16 protein-coding genes are annotated in these 15,292 nt (G+C 48.4%); 12 read left to right on the top strand and 4 right to left on the bottom strand.

All coding sequences use genetic code 11. The features are described from left to right. Positions 1-62: 62 nt before the first annotated feature. The 3 genes from rluB to WES_RS09430 all read left to right on the top strand — a co-directional run bounded on the left by rluB (position 63) and on the right by WES_RS09430 (position 2,449). A complete protein-coding gene (gene rluB, locus WES_RS09420) occupies positions 63-938 on the top strand; it encodes a 23S rRNA pseudouridine(2605) synthase RluB (RefSeq protein WP_001291217.1) in 876 nt (291 codons plus the stop codon). Between the two features lie 169 nt (positions 939-1,107). Further along, the gene (locus tag WES_RS09425) at positions 1,108-2,130 is read left to right on the top strand and encodes a hypothetical protein (RefSeq protein ID WP_016158393.1); all 1,023 of its coding nucleotides are present in this window, start codon (positions 1,108-1,110) and stop codon (positions 2,128-2,130) included. Between the two features lie 10 nt (positions 2,131-2,140). Further along, positions 2,141-2,449, top strand: a complete 309-nt coding sequence (locus WES_RS09430; protein WP_016158392.1) for a hypothetical protein — start codon at positions 2,141-2,143, stop codon at positions 2,447-2,449. Between the two features lie 52 nt (positions 2,450-2,501). Here WES_RS09430 and cobO read toward each other — a convergent pair whose 3' ends face one another. Beyond that, entirely contained in the window at positions 2,502-3,092 is a 591-nt protein-coding gene (cobO, locus tag WES_RS09435; protein WP_001278900.1) for a cob(I)yrinic acid a,c-diamide adenosyltransferase, read from the bottom strand. Further along, complete coding sequence (locus tag WES_RS09440; RefSeq protein ID WP_000559295.1) at positions 3,089-3,847, bottom strand: YciK family oxidoreductase; 759 nt, start codon at positions 3,845-3,847, stop codon at positions 3,089-3,091. The genes cobO and WES_RS09440 overlap by 4 nt, the downstream gene beginning before the upstream one ends. A gap of 218 nt (positions 3,848-4,065) precedes the next feature. Between WES_RS09440 and sohB the strand changes: the two genes are divergently transcribed. Further along, entirely contained in the window at positions 4,066-5,115 is a 1,050-nt protein-coding gene (gene sohB / locus WES_RS09445; RefSeq protein WP_000422075.1) for a protease SohB, read from the top strand. Between the two features lie 35 nt (positions 5,116-5,150). Here the strand turns inward: sohB and WES_RS09450 are convergent, their stop codons facing one another. Beyond that, positions 5,151-5,402 carry a YciN family protein gene (locus tag WES_RS09450; RefSeq protein WP_001031532.1) on the bottom strand — a complete coding sequence of 84 codons (252 nt, stop codon included), beginning with the start codon at positions 5,400-5,402 and terminating at the stop codon, positions 5,151-5,153. 379 nt (positions 5,403-5,781) lie between these two features. Between WES_RS09450 and topA the strand changes: the two genes are divergently transcribed. The 6 genes from topA (at position 5,782) to acnA (ending at position 13,246) form a co-directional block, all read left to right on the top strand. After that, positions 5,782-8,379 (top strand): type I DNA topoisomerase, encoded by a 2,598-nt coding sequence (gene topA, locus WES_RS09455; RefSeq protein ID WP_010350249.1) that lies wholly within the window; start codon positions 5,782-5,784, stop codon positions 8,377-8,379. A gap of 209 nt (positions 8,380-8,588) precedes the next feature. Continuing rightward, complete coding sequence (gene cysB / locus WES_RS09460; RefSeq protein ID WP_000776255.1) at positions 8,589-9,563, top strand: HTH-type transcriptional regulator CysB; 975 nt, start codon at positions 8,589-8,591, stop codon at positions 9,561-9,563. Between the two features lie 318 nt (positions 9,564-9,881). Beyond that, positions 9,882-10,022 (top strand): YmiA family putative membrane protein, encoded by a 141-nt coding sequence (locus tag WES_RS09465; protein WP_222672706.1) that lies wholly within the window; start codon positions 9,882-9,884, stop codon positions 10,020-10,022. A 3-nt stretch (positions 10,023-10,025) separates the two neighbouring features. Beyond that, positions 10,026-10,196 (top strand): protein YciX, encoded by a 171-nt coding sequence (gene yciX / locus WES_RS09470; RefSeq protein WP_000261430.1) that lies wholly within the window; start codon positions 10,026-10,028, stop codon positions 10,194-10,196. Positions 10,197-10,312: 116 nt separating this feature from the next. After that, on the top strand, positions 10,313-10,408 hold the full coding sequence (ymiC, locus tag WES_RS24075; protein ID WP_016158389.1) for a small membrane protein YmiC: 96 nt from the start codon (positions 10,313-10,315) through the stop codon (positions 10,406-10,408). Between the two features lie 162 nt (positions 10,409-10,570). After that, on the top strand, positions 10,571-13,246 hold the full coding sequence (gene acnA / locus WES_RS09475; protein WP_016158388.1) for an aconitate hydratase AcnA: 2,676 nt from the start codon (positions 10,571-10,573) through the stop codon (positions 13,244-13,246). Positions 13,247-13,309: 63 nt separating this feature from the next. Here the strand turns inward: acnA and ribA are convergent, their stop codons facing one another. Then, entirely contained in the window at positions 13,310-13,900 is a 591-nt protein-coding gene (gene ribA / locus WES_RS09480; protein ID WP_001176295.1) for a GTP cyclohydrolase II, read from the bottom strand. Positions 13,901-14,069: 169 nt separating this feature from the next. Between ribA and pgpB the strand changes: the two genes are divergently transcribed. Both pgpB and lapA read left to right on the top strand, forming a co-directional pair. Continuing rightward, a complete protein-coding gene (pgpB, locus tag WES_RS09485) occupies positions 14,070-14,834 on the top strand; it encodes a phosphatidylglycerophosphatase B (protein ID WP_001256524.1) in 765 nt (254 codons plus the stop codon). A gap of 148 nt (positions 14,835-14,982) precedes the next feature. After that, positions 14,983-15,291 carry a lipopolysaccharide assembly protein LapA gene (lapA, locus tag WES_RS09490; protein ID WP_000876293.1) on the top strand — a complete coding sequence of 103 codons (309 nt, stop codon included), beginning with the start codon at positions 14,983-14,985 and terminating at the stop codon, positions 15,289-15,291. The last annotated feature ends 1 nt before the right edge of the window (position 15,292 follow it).

Here is a 15,292-nt window from a genome sequence, read left to right as displayed (position 1 = left end):
CTGAATGGTGCCATTCATTCTCCTGTTCGACGCCTGTGAAGGCGACACCAAAAGGAAGCTCTATGAGCGAAAAGCTACAGAAAGTGCTGGCGCGTGCCGGCCACGGTTCTCGCCGTGAAATCGAATCTATTATTGAAGCCGGTCGTGTGAGTGTTGATGGCAAAATTGCTAAACTCGGCGATCGCGTTGAAGTTACCCCTGGACTGAAAATCCGTATTGATGGTCATCTTATTTCGGTGCGTGAGTCCGCTGAGCAAATTTGTCGCGTTCTGGCCTATTACAAGCCGGAAGGTGAGTTATGTACCCGTAATGATCCGGAAGGGCGTCCGACAGTATTTGACCGTCTGCCGAAGCTGCGCGGTGCGCGCTGGATTGCCGTTGGGCGTCTCGACGTTAACACTTGTGGTCTGCTGCTGTTCACCACTGATGGTGAGCTGGCAAACCGGTTAATGCATCCCAGCCGTGAAGTTGAACGTGAATATGCCGTGCGTGTATTTGGACAGGTTGACGACGCAAAGCTGCGTGATTTGAGTCGTGGCGTGCAGCTGGAGGATGGTCCGGCAGCCTTTAAAACCATCAAGTTCAGCGGCGGCGAAGGGATCAACCAGTGGTACAACGTTACCCTGACCGAAGGCCGTAACCGTGAAGTTCGTCGTTTGTGGGAAGCGGTTGGCGTGCAGGTTAGCCGCCTGATTCGTGTGCGTTACGGTGATATCCCTCTACCGAAAGGTCTGCCACGTGGTGGCTGGACGGAGCTGGATCTCGCCCAGACTAACTATTTGCGTGAGCTGGTGGAACTACCGCCAGAAACCAGTTCTAAAGTTGCCGTAGAAAAAGATCGTCGTCGTATGAAGGCGAATCAAATTCGACGTGCGGTGAAACGTCACAGTCAGGTGAGTGGCGGTCGTCGTTCTGGTGGACGTAATAATAACGGTTAATTTAAGTTAAGTATAAAATAAAGGCCCTACGGGGCCTTTTCTTCATTTGAAGCATGATAAATAGTCGCAGTATTTTAATTTAATTTCATACTTGCTTATGAATAATACCCGGAAATAGCCACATTAATATTTAATTATCTGAGATAAACTCAACGTCAAGAGGTGGGTTATGATTAGATATAGTGGAATATTTCTATCTCTGTTAATGCTTTCAGGATGTGCAACCGAAGCATTAAAGAATGAACAAGCTGAATCTGTTATTTCTGCGGGTAACAAGGCGGTTGCGGCGAATGCAAGTTTCTTTAAACAATACTACGCTTCCCGTGAAAACTTTCTTGTTAATTTTTATGCGACTAATCCAGAGTGTGCACCTCGACCAGATTATGAGGTAGTTATTGAAAACAGTACCAGTGATGAGTCATTATGTCAGCAATCTGGAGATAAGCACAAAAAATCTCAAGAAGATCTTTTTACTACAAAGATAGTCGCTACTGAAAAAGAAAGATTGCTAGCTTCTATGGAAATCATTAGCAGTATGAGTTCTTATGTCGAACTTTTGAATGAGGATTTAGATGTTAAAGACAGTAAACAGTTCATATTGCTTAAACAAGCTCTGGATCACGCGAATAATGCGGGGGCACTTCTGGGCATCAATGATGGTGGAACATTAACAAAATCTGCAGCAGCGGTTAAAGATTTAGTGGTTTATTTCAATGGGTTGTATAAAACAAGGGTAAGCGCAGGGAATATAGGTAGTACGGTAAATAATCATTGGCAAAGAATAAAAAATGATCTAACTGATATACGAAACGATATCGCGACAAAAGGTAAACAAACTGGAAGAAATACCTTTGCGACGGTACATAATAATCTCGTTTATTACAATGCCTCCTTAAAAAAAGGAGGAGGTAATGAATTTAAGACATTGAAGAGCAGACAAGAATTCTTGGCTGCGATTATCAGTATTAATGAAACACGTCTTCGTGCAGCAGATCCAGCAATTCCAGCAATACAAGCACTGAACTCATTTCTTGACGAGGGGAATCACCTTAAGGATTTATACACTAATAAAACACGCACAGCGGCTGAACAAAAAAGGCTAAATGAAATATTACGTGCACAAGTAATTAGTGGATTAAAGGCGTCTGAGGGGCTGGCAAAACTACTTCTTGCTAGCGGAATAATGTTATAGGAGGATTTTTATGAACGATGTACAAAATCGTAGAATACTGGCATTACTCGACATGCTGTATAATACCCTGGGCAACAAAACCACATGCAAGGTTTGCCATAAATATTTTATCCTTATCCTCTCGGTTATGAACAACCTGACGATTAACTATGGTACTGAAACCTCACCAGAGTTAAGCGCAATCAGTTATGAAGACGCGAATGCGTTAATTACTGAGCTGATATTATTTATTGAAGATGTTGACGCTGAGAATCATGAAACATATCCGGGACATTTGAGTGAGATTAAACGCATTCTGAATTTCGCTATTGCCGCTTGAATATAATTATGATTAAAGCACCTCAAGAGGCGATCTTTTGAGGTGCTTTCACTTAATAATCAATCCCGATTTGCGCCTTAACGCCTGCATCAAACGCATGTTTGACGGGGCGTAATTCACTGACGGTATCTGCCAGCTCAAGTATATCCCGATGACAGCCACGACCCGTGATAATCACCGTTTGCTGATGTGGACGATCATTTAAGGCCTGCATCACTTCTTCCAGTGGCAAATAGTCATACGCCACCATATACGTCAGCTCATCGAGCAAAACCATATCTAGCGAGGAATCAGCCAGCATTCGTTTTGCATGTTGCCAGACTTCGCGGCAGGCGGCGGTATCAGACTCGCGGTTTTGTGTATCCCAGGTAAAGCCGGTTGCCATCACCTGAAACTCGACGCCGTGCGGCTCCAGCAGATTTCGTTCGCCGTTAGGCCAGGTGCCCTTAATAAACTGCACGACGCCCACTTTTTTTCCGTGACCTACCGCGCGCGTTGCCGTACCAAATGCCGCAGTGGTTTTGCCTTTTCCATTGCCAGTAAAAACGATAATAATGCCGCGTTCATCCTGGGCCTGCGCCACACGGGCATCCACTTTTTCTTTAACTCGCTGCTGACGCTGTTGGTAGCGTTCATCACTCATTGGGAAATTCCTGGTTTACGGCCCGGTTGGGCGTCAAAGGTCATGCCGGTTTTACGGCGGCTATCATCGCCCATCAGCCAGAGGTAAAGTGGCATGATATCAGCGGGGGTTTTGAGTTTCTGCGGATCTTCCGTCGGGAAGGCGCTGGCACGCATGGCAGTTCGTGTACCGCCCGGGTTAATGCAGTTCACGCGCAGGCGCTGTTGATATTCATCGGCCAGTACCTGCATCATTCCTTCGGTGGCAAATTTTGAGGCAGCGTACGCGCCCCAGTTGGCTCGCCCCTGACGGCCGACGCTTGATGAGGTAAAGACCAGCGAACCGGCGTCCGATTTGAGTAATAAAGGAAGCAGTGCCTGGGTCAGCATAAAGGTGGCATTAACGTTGACCTGCATGACATCCTGCCAGACCTGTGGATTTTGTTCGCTCATCGGGCAAACTTGGCCAAGCAATCCGGCATTATGCAGAACGCCGTCCAGACGCGGATAATTAACGGCAATGCGCTGTGCCAGTTGATGGCAATCTTCGGATGTGCAGGTCAGTAAATCGAGAATAAACCACTGTGGATGACGTCCGGTCTCTTCGAACATACGCTGGGCGACCTGACGTAATTTTTCTTCATTACGACCCAGTAAAATCACTGCCGCGCCATAACGCGCATAAGTCTGAGCGGCTTCACGACCAATGCCGTCGCTGGCGCCGGTTACCAGGATAATACGATCATTGAGTAAATCTTGTTTTGGTTGGTAATGCATGGCTACTCCTCAACGACATCATCAGTCGCGCTGCCAGTGTACTTTATGACTTTGAGGGGTTATGCCTTAAACAGAGGCGCATTTCAATCGGCCTGGGGCGATAACGCCGCAAAATGAATACTTTGTCATACTTTCTCGTCAAGAATATCTCTGCGAGACGGCTTAAGATGCCTGTTGTAAACTGTGAGGCAAAGCGTTGTTTAACCAAGGTGGGACTCGTGGAATTGTTGTCTGAATATGGTTTGTTTTTGGCGAAAATTGTCACTGTTGTTGTGGCGATTGCGGCTGTTGCCGCCATTATTGTCAATGTTGCTCAACGTAATAAACGCCAGCGTGGCGAGTTACGGGTTAACAATCTCAGCGAACAATATAAGGAGATGAAAGAAGAACTGGCAGCAGCGTTGATGGATCCGCATCAGCAAAAGCAGTGGCACAAAGCGCAGAAGAAGAAGCACAAGCAAGAAGCGAAAGCAGCGAAAGCGAAAGCCAAACTGGGCGAGGTGGTGACTGACAGTAAACCCCGAGTCTGGGTACTGGATTTCAAAGGCAGCATGGACGCGCATGAAGTTAACTCGTTACGCGAAGAGATAACCGCAGTACTCGCGGCATTTAAGCCACGGGATCAGGTTGTTTTGCGTCTGGAAAGCCCCGGCGGCATGGTTCATGGTTATGGCCTGGCAGCTTCGCAGTTGCGGCGTCTGCGCGATAAAAACATTCCTTTAACCGTTACGGTAGATAAAGTAGCTGCCAGCGGCGGGTACATGATGGCCTGCGTGGCTGACAAAATTGTTTCCGCGCCGTTTGCCATTGTAGGCTCCATCGGTGTGGTGGCGCAAATGCCCAACTTTAACCGCTTCCTGAAAAGCAAAGATATTGATATTGAACTGCACACCGCCGGGCAATATAAGCGCACGCTGACATTGCTGGGTGAAAATACCGAAGAGGGGCGCGAAAAATTCCGCGAAGAACTGAACGAAACACATCAGCTATTTAAAGATTTTGTAAAACGTATGCGTCCGTCTCTGGATATTGAAGAGGTGGCTACCGGTGAACACTGGTATGGGCAACAGGCGGTAGAGAAAGGCCTGGTTGACGAAATCAACACCAGTGATGAAGTCATTCTTAGCCTGATGGAAGGTCGTGAAGTGGTCAATGTACGTTATATGCAGCGTAAACGGTTGATCGACCGATTCACCGGCAGTGCGGCAGAGAGCGCCGACCGATTGTTGCTACGCTGGTGGCAACGCGGGCAAAAGCCGTTGATGTAAAAGATAAACGCGAGGGTAAAACCTCGCGTTTTGCTTTAATCCACCAGATGGTATTTTTCCGAGAGCACGTGTGCCAGGTGTTTGAACATATTAAACACCGCAGTGCTTTTCGCTGTCGGCAGTCCTTGCTCATCTAAAAAGTAATTGCCGGTGAACACCAGCACGCCATTACGCTGCGTGACGCCGGTGGCTTCAATTCCTGCGAGCGTGTCCTCATGCTCACGAATGATTTTGTTGGCCTCTTTCAACAGCGTTTCGCGGTCGATGGGTTGTGTCTCTTTGTTCATTATTTACTCCTTAAACAAGGACATTAGTCTACGCCAGGCATGGCATACAGACAAATATACCACGCTGGCGTCAGGAGCGCCTTACTGGCAACTTTGGATTTTGCATGCTAATAAAGTTGCGTAACGGATTTTATCAGGTACAGTGTGACGCTTTCGTCAATCTGGCAATAGATTTGCTTGACATTCGACCAAAATTCCGTCGTGCTATAGCGCCTGTAGGCCAAGACCTGTTAACTCAGTCACCGGAATTTTCGTGAACAGAGTCACGACAAGGGGTTGATATCCGCAGAGAGCGAGTCCATATCGGTAACTCGTTGCCAGTGGAAGGTTTATCAATGTGCGACGCATTCCTGGAAGAATCAAATTAGGTAAGGTGAATATGGGTAAAGCTCTTGTCATCGTTGAGTCCCCGGCAAAAGCCAAAACGATCAACAAGTATCTGGGTAGTGACTACGTGGTGAAATCCAGCGTCGGTCACATCCGCGATTTGCCGACCAGTGGCTCAGCTGCTAAAAAGAGTGCCGACTCTACCTCCACCAAAACGGCTAAAAAGCCTAAAAAGGATGAACGTGGCGCTCTCGTCAACCGTATGGGGGTTGACCCGTGGCACAATTGGGAGGCGCACTATGAAGTGTTGCCTGGTAAAGAGAAGGTCGTCTCTGAACTGAAACAACTGGCTGAAAAAGCCGACCACATCTATCTCGCAACCGACCTTGACCGCGAAGGGGAAGCCATTGCATGGCACCTGCGGGAAGTGATTGGGGGTGATGATGCGCGTTATAGCCGAGTGGTGTTTAACGAAATTACTAAAAACGCGATCCGCCAGGCGTTCAACAAACCCGGCGAACTGAATATTGATCGTGTTAATGCCCAGCAGGCGCGTCGCTTTATGGATCGCGTTGTGGGGTATATGGTTTCTCCGCTGCTGTGGAAAAAGATCGCTCGCGGTCTTTCCGCCGGGCGTGTGCAATCCGTAGCGGTCCGCCTGGTAGTCGAGCGTGAGCGTGAAATTAAAGCCTTCGTGCCGGAAGAATTCTGGGAAGTCGATGCCAGCACGACTACGCCATCTGGCGAAGCGTTGGCTTTGCAGGTGACTCATCAGAACGACAAACCGTTCCGCCCGGTCAACAAAGAACAAACTCTGGCTGCGGTAAGTCTGCTGGAAAAAGCGCGCTACAGCGTGCTGGAACGTGAAGACAAACCGACAACCAGTAAACCTGGCGCTCCTTTTATTACCTCTACGCTGCAACAAGCTGCCAGCACCCGTCTTGGTTTTGGCGTGAAAAAAACCATGATGATGGCGCAGCGTCTGTATGAAGCAGGCTATATCACTTACATGCGTACCGACTCCACTAACCTGAGTCAGGACGCGGTAAACATGGTTCGCGGTTATATCAGCGATAATTTTGGTAATAAATATCTGCCGGAAAGTCCAAACCAATACGCCAGCAAAGAAAACTCACAGGAAGCGCACGAAGCAATTCGTCCTTCTGACGTCAATGTGATGGCGGAATCGCTGAAAGATATGGAAGCAGATGCGCAGAAGCTGTACCAGTTAATCTGGCGTCAGTTTGTTGCCTGTCAGATGACCCCGGCGAAATATGACTCCACCACGCTGACCGTTGGCGCGGGTGACTTCCGCCTGAAAGCGCGCGGTCGTATTCTGCGTTTCGACGGCTGGACGAAAGTTATGCCAGCTCTGCGTAAAGGCGATGAAGATCGTATTTTACCGGCTGTCGATAAAGGTGACTCCCTGTCGCTTGTTGAACTGACGCCTGCGCAGCACTTTACCAAGCCGCCAGCTCGTTTTAGCGAAGCTTCTCTGGTTAAAGAGCTGGAAAAACGCGGGATCGGTCGTCCGTCTACTTATGCGTCGATCATTTCGACCATTCAGGATCGCGGCTATGTGCGTGTGGAAAACCGTCGCTTCTATGCGGAAAAAATGGGTGAGATCGTTACCGATCGCCTGGAAGAAAATTTCCGCGAGTTAATGAATTACGACTTTACCGCGCAGATGGAAAACAGCCTCGACCAGGTGGCAAATCACGAAGCAGAGTGGAAAGCTGTACTGGATCACTTCTTCTCTGATTTCACTCAGCAGCTTGATAAAGCGGAAAAAGATCCGGAAGAGGGCGGTATGCGCCCGAACCAGATGGTTCTGACCAGCATTGACTGCCCAACCTGTGGTCGAAAAATGGGGATTCGCACCGCCAGCACCGGGGTATTCCTGGGCTGTTCCGGTTATGCGCTGTCGCCGAAAGAGCGTTGCAAAACCACCATCAACCTGGTGCCGGAAAACGAAGTGCTTAACGTGCTGGAAGGCGAAGACGCTGAAACCAACGCGCTGCGCGCCAAACGTCGTTGCCCGAAATGCGGTACAGCGATGGACAGCTATCTCATCGATCCGAAACGTAAGTTGCATGTTTGTGGTAATAATCCAACCTGCGACGGTTATGAGATCGAAGAGGGCGAATTCCGTATTAAAGGTTATGACGGCCCGATCGTTGAGTGTGAAAAATGTGGTTCTGAAATGCACCTGAAAATGGGGCGTTTCGGTAAATACATGGCCTGCACCAATGAAGAGTGTAAAAACACACGTAAGATTTTACGTAACGGTGAAGTCGCGCCGCCGAAAGAAGATCCGGTTCCGCTGCCAGAATTACCGTGCGAAAAATCGGATGCTTATTTCGTGCTGCGTGATGGCGCTGCCGGTGTGTTCCTGGCTGCCAATACTTTCCCGAAATCACGTGAAACGCGTGCGCCGCTGGTGGAAGAGCTTTATCGCTTCCGCGACCGTTTACCAGAAAAATTGCGTTATCTGGCTGATGCGCCACAGCAAGATCCAGAAGGTAATAAGACAATGGTTCGTTTTAGCCGGAAAACCAGGCAGCAATATGTCTCTTCGGAAAAAGACGGAAAGGCAACTGGCTGGTCAGCATTTTATGTTGATGGCAAATGGGTTGAAGGGAAAAAATAACCTTTAATTCTTTCTGGTTTTTTAAAACAAAGGGTCGCAAAAGCGACCCTTTTTTATTGCATATTATTTTATCTCCACACCTATACACTAAAGCTATAAATGATATAGTGGTTATAGTTAGCACCTTTTTTATTATTAAATCGTATTAGTCACCCGTCAGGTGTGACGAAAAAACGATGTTCTGATGGCGTCTAATTGGATGGTTTAACATGAAATTACAACAACTTCGCTATATTGTTGAGGTCGTCAATCATAACCTGAACGTCTCATCAACGGCTGAAGGACTTTACACATCACAACCTGGGATCAGTAAGCAAGTCAGAATGCTGGAAGATGAGCTGGGTATTCAAATTTTTTCCCGTAGCGGCAAGCATTTGACGCAGGTTACTCCAGCCGGGCAGGAAATAATCCGTATCGCTCGTGAAGTTCTGTCGAAAGTTGATGCTATTAAATCGGTCGCCGGAGAACACACCTGGCCAGATAAAGGCTCGCTGTATATCGCCACCACGCATACTCAGGCGCGCTATGCATTACCGAATGTCATCAAAGGTTTCATTGAGCGTTATCCTCGCGTTTCTTTGCATATGCATCAGGGATCGCCGACACAAATCGCCGATGCCGTCTCTAAAGGTAATGCCGATTTCGCTATCGCCACGGAAGCACTTCATTTGTATGAAGATTTGGTGATGCTGCCATGCTATCACTGGAATCGGGCTATTGTGGTGACACCTGACCATCCGCTGGCGGGCAAAAAAGCAATTACCATTGAAGAACTGGCGCAGTATCCGTTGGTGACGTATACCTTCGGTTTTACCGGACGCTCCGAGCTGGATACCGCCTTTAACCGCGCAGGGTTGACGCCGCGTATTGTTTTCACTGCTACCGATGCTGACGTGATTAAAACTTACGTTCGATTAGGGTTGGGTGTAGGGGTGATTGCCAGCATGGCGGTGGATCCGGTTTCGGATCCCGACCTGGTTCGTGTTGATGCGCATGACATTTTCAGTCATAGCACAACCAAAATTGGTTTTCGCCGCAGTACGTTTTTGCGCAGTTATATGTATGATTTCATTCAGCGTTTTGCGCCGCATTTAACTCGCGATGTCGTTGATGCCGCCGTAGCACTGCGTTCCAATGAAGAAATTGAGATCATGTTTAAAGATATCAAATTGCCGGAAAAATAATTACCTGCATTATTTCCGGCACCTTTTATGTTTTCAGGGTGCCGGAATATATCCTCTGTTCTTTCTTATTTGTACACCGCTCACAATATAATTATCCCTGAAATCTTTATGGTAAATCGGACATAAAGTAGTGCCTAATTACCTGCCTCGCAAACGTCAGTCTTCAAATATCTATTTCAGGTCAAAAGATTGAATTATTCACTGGAGACGATTCGTAAATTAGCTGGATTTTTGGCTAAAGTTTCATTAGGATTTGTCTCATCAATTGATTAATTATACCAATCGTTTAGCGTCTTGCTGATAAGTGATGACGATTATATGAGGTTAGCAATGCCTTCTGGAAATCAGGAACCCCGCAGGGACCCTGAAATGAAACGTAAAGCCTGGCTTGCGGTATTTCTTGGGTCTGCGCTCTTCTGGGTGCTTGTCGCACTGCTAATTTGGAAAGTGTGGGGGTAAAGCATGGTCGTTCAGGAACAGCATCAGGTTGCTTTGCCACTATCTCAGCATAGTGACAATGAAACGGAAACGAAACGGGAATGTTCAGTCGTTATTCCAGATGGCTGGAAACTGACGTCGCAACAGCAAGCTTTTATAGAGATGTTTGCTGAAGATGATCAGCAGAAACAATAATTATCATCATTCTTATTATCCGATATATTCGTGAAATAAACGGTTTTTAATATACCACAGCAATAAAAGGTTGAATAATTTCAACAGAAAGTAATAACAAGTGAAGGGTGTAGCCTATGATCACCACAAATATGAAATACTGGTCCTGGATGGGCGCATTTTCTCTGTCGATGCTCTTCTGGGTTGAACTCATCTGGATAGTTGCTCACTAATCTCTGACCTCGCTACGGCGAGGTTTTTCTTTTCTTATCCGCAAGGTTTCCCTCTTTTATCAATTCGGGTTGTTATCAAATCGTTACGCGGTGTTTGTGTTATCTTTAATATTCACCCTGAAGAGAATCAGGGCATCGCAACCCTGTTATTAAGGAGGAGCTATGTCGTCAACCCTACGAGAAGCCAGTAAGGACACGTTGCAGGCCAAAGATAAAACTTACCACTACTACAGCCTGCCGCTTGCTGCCAAATCACTGGGCGATATCACCCGTCTGCCTAAGTCACTCAAAGTTCTGCTCGAAAACCTGCTCCGCTGGCAGGATGGTAACTCGGTTACCGAAGAGGATATCCACGCGCTGGCTGGCTGGTTGAAAAATGCCCATGCTGACCGTGAAATTGCCTACCGTCCGGCAAGAGTGCTGATGCAGGACTTCACCGGCGTGCCCGCTGTCGTGGATCTTGCGGCGATGCGAGAAGCGGTAAAACGTCTCGGTGGCGATACCGCGAAAGTGAATCCGCTCTCACCGGTCGACCTGGTAATTGACCATTCGGTGACCGTCGATCGTTTTGGCGATGATGAAGCATTCGAGGAAAACGTGCGTCTGGAAATGGAGCGAAACCACGAACGTTATGTATTCCTGAAATGGGGGCAGCAGGCGTTCAGTCGTTTTAGCGTCGTGCCACCAGGCACAGGCATTTGCCATCAGGTTAACCTCGAATATCTCGGCAAAGCAGTGTGGAGTGAACTGCAGGACGGTGAATGGATTGCTTATCCGGATACGCTCGTCGGTACTGATTCGCACACTACTATGATCAATGGTCTTGGCGTACTGGGGTGGGGTGTTGGCGGGATCGAAGCGGAAGCCGCAATGTTAGGTCAGCCGGTTTCCATGCTTATCCCGGATGTAGTGGGCTTTAAACTCAGCGGAAAATTACGTGAAGGTATCACCGCCACAGACCTGGTTCTCACCGTTACCCAGATGCTGCGTAAACATGGCGTAGTGGGGAAATTCGTCGAATTTTACGGCGATGGGCTGGATTCGCTGCCGCTGGCAGATCGCGCTACCATTGCCAATATGTCGCCAGAATATGGCGCGACCTGCGGTTTCTTCCCAATCGATGCGGTCACCCTCGATTACATGCGTTTAAGCGGGCGCAGTGAAGATCAGGTCGAGCTGGTCGAAAAATATGCCAAAGCGCAGGGCATGTGGCGTAACCCTGGCGATGAACCGATTTTTACCAGTACGTTAGAACTGGACATGAATGACGTTGAAGCGAGTCTGGCGGGGCCAAAACGCCCACAGGATCGCGTTGCACTGCCCGATGTACCAAAAGCTTTTGCCGCCAGTAACGAACTGGAAGTGAATGCCACGCATAAAGATCGCCAACCGGTCGATTATGTTATGAACGGACATCAGTATCAGTTGCCTGATGGTGCAGTGGTCATTGCCGCGATAACGTCGTGCACCAACACCTCTAATCCAAGTGTACTGATGGCCGCAGGCTTGCTGGCGAAAAAAGCCGTAACTCTGGGCCTCAAGCGGCAACCGTGGGTCAAAGCGTCGCTGGCACCGGGGTCAAAAGTCGTTTCTGATTATCTGGCAAAAGCCAAACTGACACCGTATCTCGATGAGCTTGGCTTCAACCTTGTGGGATACGGCTGTACCACTTGTATTGGTAATTCTGGCCCGTTGCCCGATCCTATCGAAACTGCAATCAAAAAAGGCGATTTGACCGTCGGTGCGGTGCTGTCTGGCAACCGTAACTTTGAAGGACGTATTCATCCGCTGGTTAAAACTAACTGGCTGGCTTCGCCGCCATTGGTGGTTGCCTATGCGCTGGCGGGCAATATGAATATCAATCTGGCTTCAGAGCCTATCGGTCATGATCGTAAAGGCGAACCGGTATATCTGAAAGATATCTGGCCATCAGCACAAGAAATTGCCCGTGCGGTAGCACAAGTCTCTACAGAAATGTTCCGTAAAGAGTACGCAGAAGTTTTCGAAGGGACAGCTGAGTGGAAAGAAATTAACGTTGTGCGATCCGATACCTACGGATGGCAGGATGATTCGACCTATATTCGGTTATCGCCGTTTTTTGATGAGATGCAGGCAATGCCTGCGCCAGTGGAGGATATTCACGGCGCGCGGATACTCGCAATGCTGGGGGATTCGGTCACTACTGACCATATCTCTCCGGCGGGCAGTATTAAGCCCGACAGTCCGGCGGGGCGATATCTACAAGGTCGGGGTGTTGAGCGGAAAGACTTTAACTCCTACGGTTCGCGGCGTGGTAACCATGAAGTGATGATGCGCGGCACGTTTGCCAACATTCGCATTCGTAACGAAATGGTGCCTGGTGTTGAAGGGGGGATGACGCGGCATTTACCTGCCAGCGATGTTGTCTCTATTTACGATGCAGCGATGCGCTATAAGCAGGAGCAAACGCCGCTGGCGGTGATTGCCGGTAAAGAATATGGTTCTGGCTCCAGCCGTGACTGGGCGGCAAAAGGTCCGCGTCTGCTTGGTATCCGGGTGGTTATTGCCGAATCGTTTGAACGTATTCACCGCTCGAATTTAATTGGCATGGGCATTCTGCCGCTGGAATTTCCGCAAGGCGTGACGCGTAAAACATTAGGGCTGACCGGGGAAGAGAAGATTGATATTAGCGATCTGCAAAATCTACAACCCGGCGCAACGGTTCCAGTGACGCTAACGCGAGCTGATGGTAGTCAGGAAGTTGTGCCGTGCCGTTGTCGTATCGACACTGCGACGGAATTAACCTATTACCAGAACGACGGGATTTTGCATTATGTCATCCGTAATATGTTGAAGTAACGAGTATTTGCTTGCCGGAAGTCAGATAACCGGCAAGCAAATTAACTTCACAACGCAAGTGGGTTATTTGTTCAACAGATGACCCATTTTCTCGGCTTTGGTATCGAGATAATGTTCGTTATTGGGGTTACGACCAACAATCAACGGCACGCGTTCAACAATATTAATCCCGGCTTCGGTCAGAATTTCGACTTTTTTCGGGTTGTTGGTTAACAAACGGACTTCATTGACACCAAGGAGTTTGAACATATCAGCGCAAAGAGTGAAGTCGCGCTCATCAGCAGCGAAGCCTAACTGGTGGTTAGCCTCTACGGTGTCGTAGCCTTGATCCTGCAATGCGTAAGCGCGAATTTTATTCAGCAGACCAATGTTACGACCTTCCTGGCGGTGATACAGCAAAATACCACGGCCTTCTTCGGCGATTTGTGTCAGCGCCGCTTCCAGCTGGAAGCCACAATCGCAGCGCAAGCTGAACAGGGCGTCACCGGTCAGACATTCGGAATGGACGCGCGCAAGTACCGGGGTATGCCCGGAAATATCGCCATAGACTAGCGCGACATGATCGTGTCCGGTTGCCAGTTCTTCAAATCCCACCATCAGGAAATCGCCCCATGGGGTTGGCAGTTTGGCTTCTGCCACACGTTTAAGCTGCATGAAATTCTCCAGATAATGCTGGTTCTGTATTGGCTTATTTTGCCATAACGCGAAGGCGTTCACCTAATCACGACGCGTCGATCGTTCACTGAATGGCACAAATCTGTCAATTTTTCCAGGTCAGGGCATTTTCAGTTATGATTGTGAGACTTATAAGAAAGGAGAGACCATGCGTTCGATTGCCAGACGTACCGCAGTTGGAGCTGCACTATTACTTATCATGCCTGTAGCGGTATGGATTTCTGGCTGGCGTTGGCAACCAGGAGAGCAAAATGGGTTGTTAAAAGCGGCCTTTTGGGTCACTGAAACCGTCACTCAGCCCTGGGGCGTCATTACGCATCTGATTTTATTCGGCTGGTTTCTCTGGTGTCTGCGCTTTCGTATCAAAGCTGCAATTATGTTGTTTGCCATACTGGCGGCGGCGATCCTTGTCGGGCAAGCGGTAAAATCCTGGATTAAAGACAAAGTTCAGGAACCGCGCCCGTTTGTTATCTGGCTGGAAAAAACACATCATATTCCGGTTGATGAGTTCTACACTTTAAAGCGTGCAGAGCGCGGAAATTTAGTGAAAGAACAGTTGGCTGAAGAGAAAAATATCCCGCAATATTTGCGTTCTCATTGGCAGAAAGAGACCGGTTTTGCCTTTCCTTCTGGTCACACAATGTTTGCTGCCAGTTGGGCTCTGCTGGCCGTTGGGTTGTTATGGCCGCGTCGGCGAACCGTAACCATTGCACTCTTGCTGGTTTGGGCAACGGGAGTCATGGGAAGCCGCCTGCTGCTTGGGATGCATTGGCCGCGCGATCTGGTGGTGGCTACGTTGATTTCGTGGGCGCTGGTCGCGGTAGCAACCTGGCTTGCGCAACGTATTTGTGGGCCATTAACACCACCGCCGGAAGAAAATCGTGAGATAGCGCAACGAGAACAAGAAAGTTAATACTGGTTGAATTTCTGAATTTAACCCTCAAATCATCAACAATGATTGTGGCTACCATTTCGCAGACGTCGTGAAAATGGTAATTTAAAGGGCTATTGCGGTAAGTTGACCATAATTTATTCGCTCTAACCACATAACGGGAAGTAATGTGAAATATTTACTCATTTTCTTACTGGTGTTAGCGATTTTTGTGATTTCCGTCACATTAGGTGCGCAGAATGATCAACAGGTAACGTTTAATTATCTGTTAGCGCAAGGGGAGTATCGTATCTCCACATTGCTCGCTGTATTGTTTGCTGCGGGTTTTGCTATTGGTTGGTTGATTTGTGGCCTTTTCTGGCTGCGAGTTCGTGTTTCTCTGGTGCGCGCTGAACGTAAAATAAAGCGACTGGAAAACCAGCTTTCACCTGCGACTGGCGTGGCGGTAGCGCCTGATTCGTCAGCGGCGAAGGAATAAC

Source organism: Escherichia sp. KTE31, from assembly GCF_000407925.1.
Lineage (GTDB): Bacteria > Pseudomonadota > Gammaproteobacteria > Enterobacterales > Enterobacteriaceae > Escherichia > Escherichia ruysiae.
This window is presented reverse-complemented; position numbering and strand designations above follow the sequence as displayed.